Genomic DNA, 19,694 nt, shown 5'->3' on the forward strand with positions numbered 1-19,694 from the left:
GCGATACAATTTTCAAAATCAATTGTGAATGAATCTACCATTAAAGACGAAATTAAAGTTTTGGATGGTAAAGGGATAGAGAAGCCTGTTAAAAGATCTAAAGCCAAATTTAATTTTAATCTATCGGGTGACCGAGAATTATTGGTAAAAGTTGGTATCTCATCCGCCAGCATTGAGGGTGCGATAAAGGGTATCGAGGAAGAAAACCCAAGTTGGGATTTTGATGCCATTAATAAAGACGCTTCCGAAAAGTGGGCGACTCAATTAAACAAGATTGATGTTGTTTCAGATGATAAAAATATAAAGAATATATTTTATACAGCCCTTTACCATGTGAATCTAGCGCCAATCATTTTTTCTGATCTGAATGGCCAATACAAAGGGCCTGATGGCAAAACCGCTACTGTAAAAAATAGAACGCAATATACTGTTTTTTCGCTGTGGGATACATTTCGGGCTTACCATCCATTGGTGACAATCACTCATGAGGAGATGATTCCTGATTTTATTAATTCCATGTTGGCCCATTATGATAAATATGGATTGCTTCCCGTTTGGGAATTGACAGGAAATGAAACCAATACAATGACTGGTTATCATGCTATTCCGGTTATCGCCGATGCCATAGAAAAAGGGGTTGGTGGTTTTGATTATGAACGGGCTTATGAAGCGATGAAGTCCAGCGGTATGCAGGATATTCGAGATGTAGATGCTTATAAGAAATATGGTTTTATTCCCACCAATCTTGGACGAAAGAATGGTAACCAGTCCGTAACAAACACGCTGGAATATGCTTATGATGATTGGTGCATTGCACAAGTGGCAGTAAAATTGGGGAAGCAAAAAGATTATGAATATTTCTCAAACCGTGCGAAATCGTATACCCAGTTATTCGATGCGAAGACCGGTTTCATGCGCGGAAAAAATATTGATGGTTCCTGGCGTTCTCCATTCGACCCATTTCATGTAGACCATTTTGATTCAGATTATACCGAGGGCAATGCATGGCAATACATTTGGTTTACGCCTCACGACCCCCAAGGATTGATTAATTTATTTGGCTCTAGAGAAGCTTTTATTGCAAAGTTGGATACACTGTTTACCGTTGATTCTGAATTACGTGGTAAAAATGTTTCTCCTGATGTATCGGGTTTGATTGGGCAATATGCCCATGGCAATGAACCAAGTCACCATATTGCTTATTTATATAATTATGCAGGCGTTCCATGGAAGACACAGCGTATGGTTCGAAAGATTTTATCGGAACAATACCGTGATGAGCCGGATGGCCTTAGCGGGAATGAAGATTGTGGACAAATGTCTGCTTGGTACGTTCTGAGTGCTATGGGGTTTTATCCCGTCAATCCCGCCAATGGGATTTATGTAATTGGAAGTCCATTATTTAAAAATATGGCCATTGATGTGGGGGGAGGGAAAATGTTTAGTATTATTGCTGAAAATAATAATGATAAAAACATTTATATACAATCTGCTTCCCTAAATGGTGCCCAATTAAATCATTCTTTCATCCGCCATGGTGATATAAAAGCAGGCGGTGAGTTGAAATTCATAATGGGTCCCGAACCTAATAAAACACTGTGGAATTCACATGAAAGTGTACCGCCCTCTATGTCCAGCTCAGTTCAGCTAAGTAGATGACCGTCTAGTTAATTCATGCGCCCTCAATTATTCCTTAGAAAAACTACTTATTTATTTATGATAGCAGTTTTTGGAATGATAATTATTTCTTGTAATAAATCGACAGAAAAATATCCGAATATAGTTTATATCCTAGCAGATGATATGGGCTATGGAGACGTGAGCGCCTTGAATGAGAATTCGAAAATTCAAACTAAGTATATTGATCAACTGGCAAAAGAAGGCATCTCTTTCACGGACGCTCATAGTGGATCTTCTGTGTGTACTCCTACTCGTTATGGCATTCTTACGGGAAGATACTCTTGGCGATCCATCCTAAAAAAAGGCGTCACATGGAGTTACGATAAACATGTAATCAATCCAGACCGGATGACGGTTGCATCGATGCTTAAGAGCAAGGGATATAAAACTGGCGCCGTTGGGAAATGGCATTTGGGGTTGGACTGGGACAAGGATGAGAGTGGTATTGTGAATCTAAAAGGGCCTATTAAAAATGGTCCCAACGAATTGGGATTTGAATATTTTTATGGCATCGCCGCTTCATTGGATATTCCTCCATATGTTTATATTCAAAATGACTACGCTACAGCTACTGAGATTGATACAATCGAAAAAAATGATGGTATGGGTTTTTGGCGAAGAGGACCGATTGGCAATGATTTTAAGCACGAGGACGTCTTGCCTCAATTGACAAAAAAAGCAATTTCCTTTATTAATGAAAGCGCTCCAAGTGATAATCCCTTTTTTCTATATTTTCCTCTTCCGGCGCCTCATACACCGATTCTCCCCTCCAATCAATTTGTCGGCAAAAGCGGCACCAATGCCTATGGTGATTTTGTCCTTATGGTAGATGATGTTGTGGGGCAAGTGATGGATGCCCTTAAAGATAATGGAATTGAAGACAATACACTCATTATCTTCACCAGTGATAATGGCTGTTCGCCCATGGCCAATTTTAAAGAATTGGATGAATTGGGTCATAATCCCAGCCATGTTTTTCGTGGACATAAAGCAGATATATTTGATGGGGGCCACCGGATTCCTTTTATTGTCCGTTGGCCGGAAAAGATAAATCATTCCCAACAATCAGATGAAACTATTTGCCTTGTCGATTTTATGGCAACTTGTGCTTCCATTGTTGATTATGAAATTGCTGACAATTCAGCCGAGGATAGTTATAATATAATGCCAGCTTTAATGGGTAAATTAACAAATAACTCAATTCGGGAAGCTACCGTACACCATTCCGAACATGGAGATTTTTCAATTCGACGGGATAAATGGAAATTAAACTTTTGTCCTGGTTCGGGTGGATGGAGTTTTCCTACACCAAATATGGCTAGGAATATGGATATACCACCGATCCAGCTTTATGATATGGAAAATGACCCGAAAGAATCAAATAATTTAGCGAGTAAGAATCCTGAGATTGTTAAACACTTAACAGCCCTAATGACAAAATATATTAAAGACGGCAGAAGTACACCTGGGAACGCCCAGCAGAATGAAGGTGAAACACCATTCCTGCCGGAAGGATATCACGCCTTTGTGAATCAATAATGGTTAATTAATGAATCTAAAAATAATCAATTCAATATTTCTATTGGGCCTTTTTTGGGTATCATCTTGTGCTAAGGAAACACCACCCAATATTGTGCTAATTTTTACCGATGATCAGGGATATGCGGATGTGGGTATTTACGGTGCCAAGGGATACAAAACTCCAAACCTAGATCAAATGGCAGCCGAAGGAATGCGATTTACAGATTTTCATGTATCTCAAGCTGTGTGCAGCGCGTCTCGTGCTGCCTTACTTACGGGATGTTATTCTGAACGGGTTTCTGTGCAAGGCGCATATAACCATACGTCTCGTGCTGGACTTAATCCGGATGAAGAAACGATTGCTGAAATTCTTAAAAAAGAGGGATATGCAACAGGCATTTTCGGAAAATGGCATTTGGGCCATCATGAAAAATTTCTCCCTCTCCAACAGGGATTTGATGAATATCTAGGGTTACCTTATTCCAATGATATGTGGCCGGTCCATTATGATGGAACATCCTTGATCAATGCAAAACATACTAAAAGTTTTTATCCCGTTTTGCCCCTTATAGAGGATAATAAAAAAATAGGTGAGATTCGCACTCTTGAAGATCAAGGGACTTTAACAACGCGATATACTGAACGTGCTGTATCTTTTATTAAGAAAAATAAGGATAATCCATTTTTTCTTTATTTGCCACATTCAATGCCCCATGTACCTTTGGGTGTCTCTGATAAGTTTAAAGGAAAAAGCGAACAGGGGATGTATGGCGATGTGATGATGGAAATCGATTGGTCCGTAGGCGAAATCCTAAAAGCACTCAAAGACAATGGTCTTGATGAAAATACATTGGTTGTTTTTACCAGTGATAATGGTCCATGGATGAATTATGGGAAACACGCTGGTTCAGCATTGCCGCTTCGTGAAGGTAAAGGTGCCATGTGGGAAGGGGGCGCTCGTGTCCCTGTAATAATGCGTTGGCCTGGCAAAATTCCCCAAGGTATTATTTCTGACCAACTGGCGGCAACTATTGATATTCTGCCAACAATTGCAGATATCACTGGAGCAGATCTCCCAGAGAAAAAGATTGATGGATTAAGTTTTAAATCACATTTGTTGGGTAACTCTGACAAAACACCAAGGAACAATTATAATTATTATTACGCAGGTGAATTGGTGGCGGTGCGTCAGGGAAAATGGAAATTGACTTTTCCCCATGAATATCGTTCTTATCTTGGGGTTGAACCGGGGAAAGATGGTTTTCCCGGGAAGTATGCCAAGGGTAAGGCAGGCATTGAATTATACAATCTTGAAAATGATATTAGTGAATCCAATAATGTGGCGAATCAACACCCGGATATTGTTTCGCGGTTAAAAGCATTCGGCCAAAATACTCGACAAGAATTGGGAGATCGATTGACCCAAACGAAGGGGAATGGTGTGCGTCCACCGGGACGGTTGGATCCTGAAAGACCACCGGAAGAAAGAAATGTGAAGCACAAGGGAATTGGGAAAAATATCACAATTAAAAATGCTTTCAGCACCAGATATACGGCAGGTGGAAAAAATGCTACTATAGATGGCTTAAGGGGATCACTCAATTTTCGAGATGAAATTTGGCAGGGTTATCAATCAGTTGATTTTGAAGCTATTTTAGATCTCGGAAAAATGATGCCAATCAATGAAGTGAGTATCAGTTTTCTTCAAAATCAGAGTTCATGGATATTTTTTCCGAAAGAAGTAAAAATTGAAATTTCTAAAAATGGACAATCTTTTGAAGTGATTAAAAATGAACTGCTTAGTACTGAAATCTCTCTTTCCCATGAAATCAAAGAAATCTTAGTGTCAAATTCAAGTTTGGTAAAATTTATCAAGGTAACGGCAAAAAACGTATCTATCTGTCCTGAATGGCATCCCGGGTCTGGTGGGAAGGCTTGGCTTTTTTTGGATGAAATAGTTGTTAAATAATCGAGAAAAAATGAAAAAAATATTAATAATTAGTATAGTGGTAGTGACCGCATTTGGTTTTCGTAATTCTATTGGGAAAAATATAGGGAAGGATATTTCAATTATTCCAAAGCCTCAACAAATGGTAAAGAATGCGTACTATTTTAAGCTGAATAAACAGACAAAGATTATAGTTCCAAATGATAAAGACGTATCAGATATTGGTCAAATATTATCGGATTATTTATCGCCGGCCACTGGATTTAATTTCGCAGTTGAAGTGATGAATAAAGAAAAAAATTACAATGCTATTCAATTGGCCATTGTGACAACCCCTGATACTTTAGGAAGGGAAGGATACATTCTTTCTGTGGGGAAAAATGGAATAACCCTTAAAGCGAATCAACCAACAGGGCTTTTCAGGGGTATTCAAACTATTAGGCAATTGCTGCCCACAGAAATTGAAAATATATCTTCAAGAAATTCTAGATGGAATATTCCCAGTGTGGAAATTGTAGACAAACCACGATTCCCTTGGCGTGGAATGCTGTTGGATTGCGGCCGTCATTTTATGGAAAAAGATTTCATAAAACGCTACATTGACCTTTTGGCTTATCATAAAATGAATACACTTCATTGGCATTTAACAGAAGACCAAGGATGGCGGATTGAAATAAAAAAATATCCAAAACTGACCGAAGTTGGCGCTTGGCGAACCCAGCCCGATGGCTCAAATTATGGTGGATATTATACCCAAGACGATGTGAAAGAAATTGTTGCTTACGCACAATCCCGTCACATTAATGTTATCCCCGAGATCGAACTCCCTGGTCACTCAAGAGCCGCCCTTGCAGCTTACCCTCAATTTTCATGCACAGGTGGGCCCTTCGAAGTGGCGTCCATTTGGGGTGTGCATAAGGATGTCTATTGTGCTGGGAATGATCAAACATTTTCATTTATTGAAGATATTCTCTCAGAAGTCATTGACCTATTTCCAGGAAAATATATCCATATTGGTGGTGATGAGAGCCCCAAAGATCGATGGCAAGATTGTCCTAAATGCCAAGCGCGGATAAAGAATGAAGGTCTTACAGATGAACATGAACTGCAAAGCTACTTCATTAAACGAATTGAAAAATTTTTAAATTCAAAAGGCCGACAAGTAATTGGATGGGATGAAATCCTAGAAGGTGGATTGGCTCCTGGCGCTACAGTGCAATCCTGGCGCGGTATTGAAGGGGGAATTGCGGCGGCAAAACAGGGGCATGATGTCATCATGTCGCCCACCTCCCATGCATACTTCGATTATGATGTTTCTACAACGGATTTACGCCAAGTTTATACTTTTAACCCAATCCCCAAAGAACTAACATTAGAAGAATCAAAACATGTTCTCGGTGGCGAGTGCAATATGTGGACTGAACGGGCGCCCCAAGAATTGGTAGACAGTAAAATGTTTCCACGTATGTTGGCGATGGCAGAAGTGCTATGGTCAGATCCAAATGGCCGAGATTATGAAGAATTTTATGATCGTGTAGAAACACATTATGAAAGACTAGATTATTTAGGTGTTACTTATGGTTCTGTTGCTCGACCCATTTTTATTCGGCCATCTTTTGATATTAAGACAAAACAAATATTTGTTAATATTGAAACTGGAGAGCGTGGGTTGAGTATTCGATATACAACTGATAGTAATGAACCCACAATTCTCTCCAAAAGATTTAAAAATCGGATAACAGTAAAAGAGACGACAACCCTTAAATCGGCTGCTTTTAAAAATGGTCGTCAATATGGGTCAACTGTTACACAGAAAATTGATCATCATTTGGGAGTGGGAAGCCCCATCTCACTCAAAAATATATATTCTTCAAAATATTCAGGTACCGGTGAATATGGTTCCTTGGATGGTATAAGAGGATCAACCAATTTTAGGGACGGCACCTGGCAGGGGTTTGAATATTCAGATTTTAATGCTGTAATTGACCTGGGGATTGAAAAGGAATTGAATTCTATTGAAGCACGATTCCTTCAAAATAATAATTCATGGATATTTATGCCAAAGGCAGTTGAATTTGCTCTTTCCACCGATGGTAAATATTTTGATACAGTCTATATTGATCATAATGATATTTCACCAAAAACAACAGAAGCAGTGTTAAAAGACTTCAAAACAAAAATGAATGGCCGAAAAGCTCGTTACGTTAGGGTCCATGCCAAAAATCGTGGCACTTGCCCAGAGTGGCATCCCGGAGCGGGTGGTAAAGCTTGGCTTTTTGTGGATGAGATTGTAATTAGATAAAATGACAAAAAACAAATACCTTTTTCCATTTATAGCACTTACTTCACTCTTCTTTTTGTGGGGTTTTATAACTGTTTTAGTAGATTTTTTAATCCCCAGATTAAAAGAGATTTTTACCCTTACTTATTTTCAAGCTGGGCTAGTGCAGTTCGCTTTTTTTATGGCTTACTTTTTACTCTCTATTCCGGCAGGGTTTATCCTTTCCAAAATTGGGTATAAAAAAGGAATCATTTTAGGCTTACTTACCATGGCCTTGGGGTGTTTCTTATTTTATCCTGCTGCTGAATTCCGAACATTCAGTATTTTTTTAATGGCTTATTTTATTTTGGCTGGAGGAATGACTATTTTACAAGTGGCTGCCAATCCTTTTGTAGCAGTTTTAGGAGATGCTAATGGAGCATCAAGCCGACTGAATTTAGCACAAGCATTCAATTCCTTAGGAACAGCAATTGCTCCTGCAATTGGAGCTTCCTTTTTATTGAGCGATACCATTAAATCATCAACAGAAATTAACCTGCTAAGCGAGTTAGAAAAAACCGCCTACTATTTATCAGAAGCAGTGGCAGTACAATCTCCATTTGTATTACTTTCAATGTCCATTCTTGCTTTAGCGGTACTCTTTGCATTTGTAAAGTTACCAACCGTAATAAAAGCGGTAAGCAATAGTGGCTACCGAGAGGTACTCAAAAACAAAGTATTAGTAATGGGCGCTTTTGCTATTTTGGTATATGTTGGTGCAGAAGTTGCGATAGGCAGTTATTTGGTAAATTATTTTATAGATATGGATATGCACACCATCATACAAAGCACGCCTTGGATGAACATTATAGCAAGCAATATCCTAAATACCAATTTAGTTTCTCTAGACAAAAGAGCTATTGTAGGAGCATTTGTCACTTTTTATTGGAGTGGTGCCATGATTGGGAGATTCATTGGAGCCTACTTAACCAAGATTTTTTCTCCATCAAAAGTACTTTCCTTTTTTGCGATTGGAGCGCTTCTACTAATTATTACCTCCATGAATACAGTTGGGATAATTTCTATGTGGAGCATTCTTGCGGTTGGTCTATTCAACTCCATTATGTTTCCAACAATTTTTACTTTGTCCATTAAAGATGTTGGAGAATTAAAACCTCAAGCATCAGGGATATTATGTACTATGATTGTTGGAGGTGCAATCATTCCTCCATTATATGGTTTTTGTACGGACTTAGCAGGATTTAAAATTGCCTTTTTATTACTGCTTATTTGTTACGGTTATATCTATTATTTTGCCAAATCCACTTCAAAAAATTTAGCCTAATATTATCATATTTATCGACGAAGTGGGGGACATAGTTATGGGTAATCAGTGCCTGAAACAATCGGTTCAATTCTATCCCGGACATGAATGCTAAATAACATGCCAGCCTCCCATTCGCATCAACCTTATGTGACTCATGTGGTGCGGTTTGTCCTGTTAAAATTGATTTGGATAAACAATTGTATAAATGGCAACAGATTATAATTCAAAAGAGATTTGCCCAAAAGAAGTTTCCGGGATTGGTTTTTGATAAATGGAAACAGAAAGAATGACTGATAGATATCCCGATATTAAAATGATTTATTCTTGTGTTGGTAGTCTTGGATCAAAAAGAATAACACCAGAAACAATATCTAATCCCCACAATCTTAATTCACCGGAATTGGCAGTTGTTGATGGATTATTCGGTGTGGCTGAAAATGTAGCAATATGGGTAACGGTAGAACAATCGGGTCATCGCGTCTTATCATTTATTGCGAAATATTTAGTCATTTTATTGGAGCGAGAATCTATCGTAACTGACATGCATGAGGCGTATGGTAATATTGATTTAAATCAAGTGCCCTATGGCACTTTTATCTCCGGCCCGTCAAAGACTGCAGACATAGAACATGAGCCAGTAATGGGCGCTCAAGGTGCAAGGTCTCACACGGAGGTATTAACCTAAGGTTTTCCATGAAAAAAGTTGTTATTATTTGGTTCAGTTTGATCCTTTATTCCTGCAATAAGGAAATTAACCCACCCAACATCGTCCTCTTCTTGGTAGATGACTTGGGTTGGCAGGATACGTCCGTTCCATTCTGGAGTGACACCACCCATTTTAACAAAAGATACAATACCCCCAATATGGAGCGGTTGGCGAAAGAAGGGATGAAATTCACCCAAGCCTATGCTACTAGTGTTTGTTCACCCACTCGCGTGAGCTTAATGACAGGCATGAATACAGCTCGGCATCGGGTGACGAATTGGACACTCCAAAAGGATAAGATTCAACCGATGGAGGTGAACCATCTAGACCTTGATTTCCCAAGGTGGAATATGAACGGGATCACGCCTGACTCTTCCATAAAAAATGCAATCCATGCAACTACATTACCCTCAATCCTTAAAGAAAATGGTTATAAAACAATCCATGTTGGTAAAGCCCATTTTGGTGCCATTGGTACACCTGCGGCAGATCCATTAAATATCGGTTTCGATGTAAATATTGCTGGCCATGCAGCAGGCGGTCCCGGGAGTTATCATGGTAAACGAAATTTCAGCGCTGAATGGCGGGGAGGCACCAACACCTGGGATGTGCCTGGACTTGAGAAATACCATGGTTCAGAAACAAACCTTACTGAAGCGTTAACAATGGAAGCCATAGATGTAATGGACAATGCTTATGAATCCAAACAACCATTCTTTTTATATATGTCCCATTATACGGTTCACACCCCAATTGAATCGGATGACCGGTTTCTTCATAAATATATTGATCAAGGACTGCACCCCACGGAAGCAAAATATGCATCCATGGTGGAAAGTATGGACCAAAGTTTAGGTGACCTCATGGATTACCTTGAGGATAAAAATCTTGTTCAAAATACGATTATTATTTTTATGTCGGATAACGGTGGCCTAAGTGCTGTCGCTCGTGGTGGGGAAAAGCATTCCCATAATTATCCACTTTCCAGTGGAAAAGGATCAGCTAGAGAAGGGGGCATCCGTGAGCCCATGATTGTGAAATGGCCTGGAGTGGTTGACGCGGGATCTACCAGTCATAATTATTTAATTATTGAAGATTTTTTTCCAACCATTTTATTTATGGCGGGGATCAAGAATTTCGAAACAGTTCAACCTATAGATGGACAAAGTTTTATACCAATGCTGAAACAAATTGTTACAACATCAACTGATCGACCTTTGGTCTGGCATTATCCAAATGAATGGGGACCCTCCGGACCAGGGATTGGTGCAACCAGCACAATTCGGAAAGGGGATTGGAAAATGATTTATTATCATTTGGATCAGAGCTTTGAATTATTCAACCTGAAAGCCGATATTAGCGAAACAGATAATTTGATGGAAAAAGAACCGGAAAAGTTGAAAGAATTGGCTAAAGAGTTAACCGATTATTTGATTAATGTAGATGCACAAATGCCATCACATAAGAAAACAGGTATACAAATTCCATTCCCATTAGAAATCCTATCAAATAATAAGAAAACAATACAATTATGAAAAAAATATTTATTCTGTTTTTGTCCATTTGTGCTTTTGCCCAAAACGAAAAGCCAAAGTTGGCAAATGGAATTACATTATACCAAGATTTATTTAATACTTCCATGGTTGAAGGTGTTGCTTGTTATCGAATTCCTGCTATTGTTACGGCACCAAATGGTGATTTGATTGTAGCCATTGATGAGCGCGTTCCATCTTGTGCAGATTTGAGGGGAAGTGACGATATCAATATCGTTGCACGAAGGAGTAGCGATAATGGAAAAACTTGGTCCAAGGTTGAAACAGTAGTTGATTTTTCTCTTGGGCTATCCGCTTCTGATCCTTCAATGATCGTTGATAAGGTTACAGGTGAAATATTTTTATTCTATAATTACATGGACTTTGAGAATGAAAAGGACATCTATTATTTGCATGTGGTAAAAAGTAAAGATAATGGAACATCCTGGGGTGAACCTGTAGATATTACATCTCAAATCACCAAGCCGGAATGGCACCACGATTTTAAGTTTATTACTTCTGGTCGCGGTATCCAAACTCGCTCGGGAAAACTGCTCCATACAATCGTAAACTTGAAAAATGGACTTCATGTTTTTGGTAGTGATGACCATGGTAAATCTTGGTATTTGATCGATACGGCGATCCTGCCAGGTGACGAATCTAAGATTGTTGAATTAGAGGATGGTCGATGGATGATTAATTCTCGTGTAAATAAATCTGGTATACGCTATTCACATATTTCCGCTGATAAAGGAAAAACTTGGACTTCAAAAGCAGAACGTGAACTTATTGATCCCGGGTGTAACGGAAGTATTATTCGTTACACTTCGATTAGTGATAGTTATAAAAAGAACCGATTATTGTTCTCCAACGCAAAAATGACAAAGGGCCGAAAAAATTTGACTGTAAGGATGAGCTATGATGAAGGAGAGACTTGGACTGAAGGAAAAACCATTTATCCAGGCGGATCGGCATATTCTTCTTTAACCGTTTTAGATAATGGTGACATAGGGCTTTTCTTTGAAAAAGATGATTATACTGAAAATGTATTTGTCAGTTTCTCATTAGAATGGCTCACCGATGGCGCGGATAAATATGTAAATCCCCAACAGCGTAAATATTCTAATCATTACTACAATCGAAAGGCGCTTTTTGAAAGTAAGCCCGATACAGAAAATGAAATCATATTTTTAGGAAACAGTATAACAGAAGGTGGGCATTGGTCGGAATTATTCCCGGATAAAAATGCAATTAACAGGGGAATTAGCGGCGATGTTACCGATGGCATTTTAAATCGACTAGAAGAAGTCACATCTTCTAACCCCCGAAAAATATTTTTAATGATTGGGACAAATGATTTAGCAAGGGGGAGAAGTGTCTCTTATGTTTCAAATCATTGTAGAAAAATCGTTGAAAATATTTTATCCGTATCAGGCGGAACAGAAATATATATCCAAAGTGTACTTCCTGTTAATCCAACAATTGGGGGAAAGTTTTCTGGACACAAGAGTAAGAAAAATGAAATTCTTGCTGTGAACAAAAATATAAAATCAATGGCCAAAGAATTGGGAGTTATATATATTAATCTTCACGGTCCATTCAGCAATTCTAGAGGATTCTTAAAACCTCAATATACCCATGATGGATTACATCTAAGTGACAAGGGATATTTGAAGTGGAAAAAAGTCATTCAAAAATATGTGAATAAGGATCAGAAGTAAGATTCAATGTTTATGAAAAAGATTATTTTACTATTATCTGTTTTTCTATTCAGCTGCCAAACTAAAATAGTTGCGCCGCCAGAACCGGTCTATCCTTTACCGTCCCAGAGGCAATTGAATTGGCAGGAATTAGAATTTTATGCATTCATCCATTTTAATATGAATACTTTTACCGATATGGAATGGGGTAGCGGTGGCGAAAGTCCTTCTCAATTTAATCCCACTAATTTGGATAGTCGTCAATGGGCAAAAACATTTAAAGATGCGGGAATGAGAGGCATCATCATTACGGCTAAACATCATGATGGTTTCTGTCTTTGGCCATCAAAATATACCGAACACTCCGTAAAAAATTCCCCATGGAGAAATGGTCAAGGTGACCTTATTCGCGAATTGGCGGATGCTTGTAAGGAATTCGGATTAAAGTTGGGCATTTATTATTCACCTTGGGACAGGAATCATGCTGACTATGGCAAACAGGAATATTTGACTTACATGCGCAATCAGTTGAATGAATTACTAACTAATTACGGTGATATTTTTGAAGTATGGTTTGACGGCGCCAATGGTGGTACAGGGTATTACGGTGGTGCTAACGAGGAGAGACGAGTAGATAAAAGGGGATATTACGATTGGGGAAAAACCTTTGCACTTGTTAGAGAACTTCAGCCTAATGCAGTCATTTTTGGTGATGCTGGACTGGATGTCCGATGGGTGGGAAATGAAAGAGGATTTGCCTATCCAACCACATGGTCCAATCTCATGCGGGATTCGGTTTATGCTGGTATGCCTGAATATTCAAAAATGTATTCGGCAGGGCAGGAGAATGGCTCCCATTGGGTACCAGCAGAGGTGGATGTATCCATCCGACCGGGATGGTATTACCACCCGGAGCAGGATGATAAAGTCAAATTATTGCCAAAGCTCATGGATATTTATTATGAATCTGTGGGACGGAATGGATCATTGTTGCTGAATTTCCCAGTAGATATACGTGGAATAGTTCATGAGAATGATGCGAAACAATTAAAGAAAATGGCTGAGCAAATTCGTAAAGATTTTGCGTTTGATTTAGTAAAAGGGAAAAATGTTTCCGCCACAAATTTTCGTGGGGATGGGTATGAACCTAAATTGGTAGTTGATGGTAAAAAAGACTCTTATTGGACAACAGAAGACAATGTTATTCAATCCAGTTTAACGATTGAATTCGAAGAAAAAACCACATTTAATCGATTTATGATTCAGGAATATATCCAACTCGGGCAGCGCGTGAAATCATTTTCAATTGAAGTCAAGAATGAAGTGGGATGGAAAGAAATCGATCGCCAGACAACGATTGGCTATAAACGAATTCTAAGATTTTCTGATGAAATAGGAACAGCTATTCGCATCAATATTTTTGATGCAAAGGCATGCCCCGCTATTTCGAATGTCGAAGTTTACCATGCGCCGGAATTAATCGATGAATAGAAAAAAAACAATATTAATCCTTTGGTCTCTTTTAGTTGCATTTTTTCACGTGTCTTGTATGAAGGGGCAAGCACCAAAACGACCCAATATCATTTTCATTATGACAGATGACCATTCCTACCAAACGTTGAGTGCGTATGATGATCGATTTATTCAAACTCCCAATCTAGATCGCATCGCCAAAGAGGGCGTTCTATTCATGAATAGTTTTGTAGCCAATTCAATCTGCGCCCCTAGTCGCGCCACCATTCTTACGGGTAAATATAGTCACAAAAATGGGCAATTGGATAACCGGACTCGTTTTGATAGTAGCCAGGTAACATTCCCAAAACTATTGCGCGACTCGGGGTATGAAACAGCTATTGTTGGGAAATGGCATTTACGCAGTGAGCCTACAGGGTTTGACCATTGGGAAGTATTGATTGGCCAAGGAGATTATTATAATTCCGATTTTATTAAGAATGGTGAACATAAAAGTTCTGAAGGTTACGTTACGGACGTTATTACTGATAAAAGTATCAATTGGCTAAAGAATCGAAATAAAGAAAAGCCATTTTCACTCCTTGTTCATCATAAGGCAACACACCGAATCTGGATGCCAGATACGGCCCTTTTTGATTTATTCAAAGGTGTTGATTTTGAAATCCCTGGAAACTTTTTTGATAATTATGAGGGTAGAGAAGCCGCCGCCGCCCATATTATGGGAATTGATAAAGACATGGATTTAGTCTATGATCTAAAAATGCTAGATGAGGGAGAGCTGCAAACCAAATATAGAAAATCCTATGAAAGGATTATTGCACAACTTTCACCAGTCCAGCGAAAAGCTTGGGATAATTATTATCAACCGATCCTTGATGAATTCAAAAATGCAGATTTAAAAGGGAAAGCGTTGGCCCTGTGGAAATACCAAAGGTATATGCAAGATTACCTTCAGTGTGTTCAATCGGTAGATAATAATGTGGGCAGATTATTGGACTATTTGGATGAAAGCGGTTTAGCTGAAAATACAATTGTTGTTTATACATCGGACCAAGGCTTTTACATGGGTGAACATGGTTGGTTCGATAAACGTTTTATGTATGAGGAATCTTTGCGAACTCCATTGCTTATGCGATTTCCCGATGAGTATGGTATCCGAGGCAGTAAGATAGCCCTAATGGTTCAAAATATTGATTATGCCCCCACCTTGCTCGATTACGCAGGCATTGAAATTCCTGAGGAGATGCAAGGCCTTTCAATGAAACCAATACTGGAGGGTGAATCAATCCAATGGCGCGATGCGATCTATTACCATTATTATGAATTTCCCAATGAGCATGGTGTTAAAATGCATTATGGGATTCGAACCGATCGATATAAACTGATTCATTTTTATGAAGATATTGACGTATGGGAGTTGTACGATTTGGAAAATGATCCAAGTGAAATGAAGAATATTTATAGTGATTCTGATTACATTGATATAATAAAAATGCTAAAAATAAAATTGAATGATTTGGAAAAAAACATTGGTGTAGATATTTAGAAGGAGAGAGAATGAAGCAGAAAATATTTTATCAATTAGCGGTGTTCCAAATTTTGTTCACTGGTTTAACCGGACAAAATAACGATGGTTGGAAACCATTATTTGACGGTGTGAGTTTGGATGGTTGGAATCAAAAAGGCGGGCAGGCTATTTATGAAGTGAATGATAAAATGATTGTGGGTAAGACTGTAGCCAATTCACCTAATAGTTTTCTCTGCTCGAATGAAACTTATTCCGATTTTATCCTGGAGTATGAGGTATTTGTGGATGCTGAACTTAATTCCGGCGTTCAGATTCGCAGCAACAGTTTTGAGAATTACCGTAATGGAAGGGTGCATGGATACCAAGTTGAGGTGGACCCAACACCAAGGGCATTTACGGGTGGGATTTATGATGAATCCCGGAGGGGATGGATATACCCCTTGTCTCGAAACGAAAAGGGACTTGCAGCTTTTAAAAATGGAATGTGGAATCATTTTCGAGTTGAAGCTGTGGGAAATACAATTCGGACGTGGGTTAATGGAATAATGTGTGTGAATTTGGTAGATGAATTGACGGATTCTGGTTTCATTGGTCTGCAAGTTCATTCTATATATTCTCCTGAATTGGTGGGGCGAATTGTCAAATGGCGAAATATTCGGATCAAAACTAAAAATCTAGGAATCGACCGTAAATCTGTTGACCCCCAAGTGGATGAAATAAGTTTTTTAAACAATAAGCTCACCGAAATAGAAAAAAGAAAAGGATGGCGTCTTCTATTTGATGGCCAATCTATGAAGGGGTGGCGCGGTGCCAAATTGAATCATTTTCCTAAAAAGGGATGGCAAGTCAAAAAAGGTGAATTAACTGTGATTGCGACAGACGGAGGTGAATCCACGGGTCCCGGCGATATTATTACCAAAGATCTATTTAGTGATTTCGAATTAGTATTGGATTTCAATATCACCGAGGGTGCTAATAGCGGAATCAAATATTTTGTGGACCCGGAGTTAAATAAAGCAGTGGGATCGGCCATTGGGTGTGAATTCCAAATTCTCGACGATAAGAAACATCCGGACGCTAAAAAAGGAATCGCCGGAAATCGAACGGTGGGATCACTCTATGATCTTATGGCGGCAGAAGGGTTAACGATTGCGGGACGGGGAAAACAATTTAAGGGTGTGGGTGCATGGAATAGGGCCCGGATCGTATCCAAAAACGGCCATGTGGAACATTGGTTAAATGGTGAAAAAGTTCTGGAATATGACCGCTTTTCACAAATGTTCAGAGCTCTTGTTTCGGGGAGTAAATATGCCAAATGGCCGGACTTTGGACAATGGCCAAAGGGGCACATCCTGTTGCAGGACCACGGCGATACAGTCCATTTTCGAAATATTAAAATCCGGGAGTTATAAAATGGGTAAAAAAATGAAAAAAGATATTTCTCGTAGATCATTTATTAAAACCACAAGCTTAGGGTCGGTTGGTTTGGCCAGTGGCGTTGTAATGCTACCATCAAGTGCGAAGTCCTATGGGAATATTATGGGCTCAAATGATAGAATCAATATTGCCATCCAAGGTTTAGGGCGACGATTAGGTGGTTACGTGGAATCAATTGAAAGAAAAGAAAGCAATGTTCGTTTATTGTATTTATGTGATGTAATGGAAAGCCAAAGAGAAAAAGCATCTAAGCGATTTGAAGGTAAAATAACCAATAAACCCATACTCGAAAATGATATTCGAATCGTATTAGAAGATAAAGACTTAGATGCTGTTTTTATGGCAACGCCAGACCATTGGCATACTCCGGGGGCCATCATGGCTATGAAGGCGGGTAAACATGTCTATTTAGAAAAACCATGCAGCCATAACCCTGAAGAGAATGAACAAGTTGTTTACTGTCAGAAAAAATACAACAAAGTTGTTCAAATGGGTAATCAACAAAGATCATCTCTGGAATCTGCAGAAATAATCAAGGAAATTCACGATGGAATCATTGGAGTAACTTATAAAGCGATTGCTTATTACACCAATAAAAGGGGTGAAGTCCCTGTGCCCGAAAAGGCACCGCCACCAACAGGATTAGATTGGGAACTTTTTCAAGGGCCATCCCCTAGAAAAAAATATATGCATGATACATGGGATTATAACTGGCATTGGTACGGTTGGGATTTTGGGACTGCGGAAATGGGAAATAATGCCACCCATGAATTAGATATTGCCCGTTGGGCTTTAGATGTAGGCTATCCGAAACAAGTTGACGTTTACTCCGGTAAATTTCAGCATGTGAATGATGGGTGGGATATGTATGACACCATGGAAGCCACATTCAAATTTTCCAATAAAAAAGTGATTCAATGGGATGGGAATAGCCGGAATGGTTTCAAAAAATATCCGAAGGGCAGGGGGACTATTATTTATGGTTCTGAAGGATCTGTATTTCTGGATCGTGGGGGATATGAATTGTTTGATTTAAAAGGTGAATTAATCAAAGAAAAAATAATAGATGGGAAAGAAAGCGGTGTTGCCCTTGGGGGTGGCGGAAGTCTTTCTACAAGGCATGCAGTTAACTTTTTTGAAACAATAAGAGGAAAAGAAAAATTGAATTCCCCAATTGATGAAGGTGCTGTTTCTCAAATGTTAACCCATTATGCCAATATTTCATCAAGAATTGGAAAGTCTATAAATATTAATCAAATCAATGGCAAAGTAGTTGATCGCGGTGCAATGAAATTATGGACGCGAGAATATGAACCGGGCTGGAAGCCAAAAGTATAATCAGAGAAAAAATCAATATGGAAAATAGAAGAAACTTTTTGAAAAAAACATCCTTTGCGATTGGAGGCCTTTCATTGGGATTAGGTCCAATGATATTAAAAGGCCGAAGTAAAAACGATATTATCAATGTGGGTGTAATTGGAACCGGGGACCGGGGAACTGGATTGATCCGCATCATGAAAAATATACCCGAATTGCGGGTATTGGGATGTTGTGATATCATCCCATTTAGACTTGAAGCTGCCCTTTCCCATGCAGACGAAAAGGCTACCGGGTACACCGATTATCGCAAGATGATTGAGAATAAGGATATTGATGCAATCATTATATCAACACCTTTCAGTCTGCACAATGACATGGCATTAGACGTATTGAATTCGGAAAAACATATTTACTGTGAAAAGACCATGGTACGAGGAATTAGAGAAACAATACAATTGGTCAAAAAGGTTCAAAGGTCTAAGCATATATTTCAAGTCGGTCATCAATACCATCATTCCCGGTTGTACTTGGAAATAATTGAGCAGATCAGAAGTGGATATATTGGCGATGTTACCACATTTGAATGCCAGTGGAATCGAAATGGTAATTGGCGTCGGCCTGTGCCTAACCCCAAATGGGAACGCATGATTAACTGGCGTATGTACCGTGAATATTCCGGCGGACTTGCGGCAGAATTATCGTCCCATCAAATAGATTTCTGTAATTGGGTCACCGGCAATCACATTGAAAGAATGACAGGATTTGGCGGGATTGATTATTGGAAAGACGGCCGGGAAACTTTTGATAATATCCATTTGACTGCAGCTTATCCAAATGGTGTGAAGGCTCGCTTCACATGTATGACCAATAACGCCCATAACGGTTATATGATTGTCGTAAAAGGAACCAAAGGAACTTTTGTTATCAAGCCGACGAGCGCAACCATTTATGTTGAATCCAATCTAGTGAAGAATTTGGGATTAGTAGATGGTGTATCAGGTGCAACAATACAGAATTTGAAAGAAGGGAAAGGCCAGAAGTTAGATACTCATCATGGAGATCCCACAAAGCAAGCACTTCTTGATTTCGCGGAAAATATCAGGGAGAATAAAAAACCACTTTCAAATGTAGAGTCCGGGGCGCTGGTTTCCATATCAGTCCAAATGGCTTTGGATGCTTTGCATAAAGGGGGGATACAAAAATGGAAAAGTGATTATGATATTTAAGTAAAAACTTGAAATACACATATTTTAATAAATTTA

At 39.0% G+C, this 19,694-nt stretch carries 13 protein-coding genes; all 13 read left to right on the forward strand.

Annotation, left to right across the window (positions count from 1 at the left end; all coding sequences use genetic code 11):
- Nucleotides 1-1,659 (forward strand): glycoside hydrolase family 92 protein (locus HN459_06210; GenBank protein MBT3479042.1); only part of this gene is annotated, 1,659 nt, incomplete at its 5' end.
- A 57-nt stretch (nucleotides 1,660-1,716) separates the two neighbouring features.
- On the forward strand, nucleotides 1,717-3,219 hold the full coding sequence (locus tag HN459_06215; protein MBT3479043.1) for an arylsulfatase: 1,503 nt from the start codon (nucleotides 1,717-1,719) through the stop codon (nucleotides 3,217-3,219).
- A 10-nt stretch (nucleotides 3,220-3,229) separates the two neighbouring features.
- Nucleotides 3,230-5,170, forward strand: coding sequence for a sulfatase-like hydrolase/transferase (locus HN459_06220; GenBank protein ID MBT3479044.1), 1,941 nt, complete (start codon nucleotides 3,230-3,232; stop codon nucleotides 5,168-5,170).
- Between the two features lie 10 nt (nucleotides 5,171-5,180).
- A complete protein-coding gene (locus HN459_06225) occupies nucleotides 5,181-7,451 on the forward strand; it encodes a family 20 glycosylhydrolase (GenBank protein ID MBT3479045.1) in 2,271 nt (756 codons plus the stop codon).
- 1 nt (nucleotide 7,452) lies between these two features.
- A complete protein-coding gene (locus HN459_06230; GenBank protein ID MBT3479046.1) occupies nucleotides 7,453-8,754 on the forward strand; it encodes a sugar MFS transporter in 1,302 nt (433 codons plus the stop codon).
- Nucleotides 8,755-9,022: 268 nt separating this feature from the next.
- Nucleotides 9,023-9,421, forward strand: a complete 399-nt coding sequence (locus HN459_06235) for an LUD domain-containing protein (GenBank protein ID MBT3479047.1) — start codon at nucleotides 9,023-9,025, stop codon at nucleotides 9,419-9,421.
- A gap of 8 nt (nucleotides 9,422-9,429) precedes the next feature.
- Complete coding sequence (locus HN459_06240) at nucleotides 9,430-10,977, forward strand: sulfatase (GenBank protein ID MBT3479048.1); 1,548 nt, start codon at nucleotides 9,430-9,432, stop codon at nucleotides 10,975-10,977.
- Entirely contained in the window at nucleotides 10,974-12,695 is a 1,722-nt protein-coding gene (locus HN459_06245; GenBank protein MBT3479049.1) for a hypothetical protein, read from the forward strand. The genes HN459_06240 and HN459_06245 overlap by 4 nt, the downstream gene beginning before the upstream one ends.
- Nucleotides 12,696-12,707: 12 nt before the next feature.
- Complete coding sequence (locus tag HN459_06250) at nucleotides 12,708-14,165, forward strand: alpha-L-fucosidase (protein MBT3479050.1); 1,458 nt, start codon at nucleotides 12,708-12,710, stop codon at nucleotides 14,163-14,165.
- On the forward strand, nucleotides 14,158-15,693 hold the full coding sequence (locus tag HN459_06255; protein ID MBT3479051.1) for a sulfatase: 1,536 nt from the start codon (nucleotides 14,158-14,160) through the stop codon (nucleotides 15,691-15,693). The genes HN459_06250 and HN459_06255 overlap by 8 nt, the downstream gene beginning before the upstream one ends.
- An 11-nt stretch (nucleotides 15,694-15,704) precedes the next feature.
- On the forward strand, nucleotides 15,705-17,087 hold the full coding sequence (locus HN459_06260; GenBank protein MBT3479052.1) for a DUF1080 domain-containing protein: 1,383 nt from the start codon (nucleotides 15,705-15,707) through the stop codon (nucleotides 17,085-17,087).
- A 1-nt stretch (nucleotide 17,088) separates the two neighbouring features.
- Complete coding sequence (locus HN459_06265) at nucleotides 17,089-18,450, forward strand: Gfo/Idh/MocA family oxidoreductase (protein MBT3479053.1); 1,362 nt, start codon at nucleotides 17,089-17,091, stop codon at nucleotides 18,448-18,450.
- Nucleotides 18,451-18,467: 17 nt separating this feature from the next.
- The gene (locus tag HN459_06270; GenBank protein MBT3479054.1) at nucleotides 18,468-19,658 is read left to right on the forward strand and encodes a Gfo/Idh/MocA family oxidoreductase; all 1,191 of its coding nucleotides are present in this window, start codon (nucleotides 18,468-18,470) and stop codon (nucleotides 19,656-19,658) included.
- The last annotated feature ends 36 nt before the right edge of the window (nucleotides 19,659-19,694 follow it).

It is taken from the genome of Candidatus Neomarinimicrobiota bacterium, assembly GCA_018647265.1.
GTDB lineage: Bacteria > Fidelibacterota > Marinisomatia > Marinisomatales > TCS55 > TCS55.

Excerpts from the sequence above, each read along its gene's own strand:
- HN459_06245 (MBT3479049.1), top strand. The coding sequence starts at position 10,974 with ATGAAAAAAATATTTATTCTGTTTTTGTCCATTTGTGCTTTTGCCCAA.
- HN459_06230 (MBT3479046.1), top strand. The coding sequence starts at position 7,453 with ATGACAAAAAACAAATACCTTTTTCCATTTATAGCACTTACTTCACTC.
- HN459_06220 (MBT3479044.1), top strand. The coding sequence starts at position 3,230 with ATGAATCTAAAAATAATCAATTCAATATTTCTATTGGGCCTTTTTTGG.
- HN459_06215 (MBT3479043.1), top strand. The coding sequence starts at position 1,717 with ATGATAGCAGTTTTTGGAATGATAATTATTTCTTGTAATAAATCGACA.
- HN459_06225 (MBT3479045.1), top strand. The coding sequence starts at position 5,181 with ATGAAAAAAATATTAATAATTAGTATAGTGGTAGTGACCGCATTTGGT.
- HN459_06240 (MBT3479048.1), top strand. The coding sequence starts at position 9,430 with ATGAAAAAAGTTGTTATTATTTGGTTCAGTTTGATCCTTTATTCCTGC.
- HN459_06260 (MBT3479052.1), top strand. The coding sequence starts at position 15,705 with ATGAAGCAGAAAATATTTTATCAATTAGCGGTGTTCCAAATTTTGTTC.
- HN459_06250 (MBT3479050.1), top strand. The coding sequence starts at position 12,708 with ATGAAAAAGATTATTTTACTATTATCTGTTTTTCTATTCAGCTGCCAA.
- HN459_06270 (MBT3479054.1), top strand. The coding sequence starts at position 18,468 with ATGGAAAATAGAAGAAACTTTTTGAAAAAAACATCCTTTGCGATTGGA.
- HN459_06255 (MBT3479051.1), top strand. The coding sequence starts at position 14,158 with ATGAATAGAAAAAAAACAATATTAATCCTTTGGTCTCTTTTAGTTGCA.
- HN459_06235 (MBT3479047.1), top strand. The coding sequence starts at position 9,023 with ATGACTGATAGATATCCCGATATTAAAATGATTTATTCTTGTGTTGGT.
- HN459_06265 (MBT3479053.1), top strand. The coding sequence starts at position 17,089 with ATGGGTAAAAAAATGAAAAAAGATATTTCTCGTAGATCATTTATTAAA.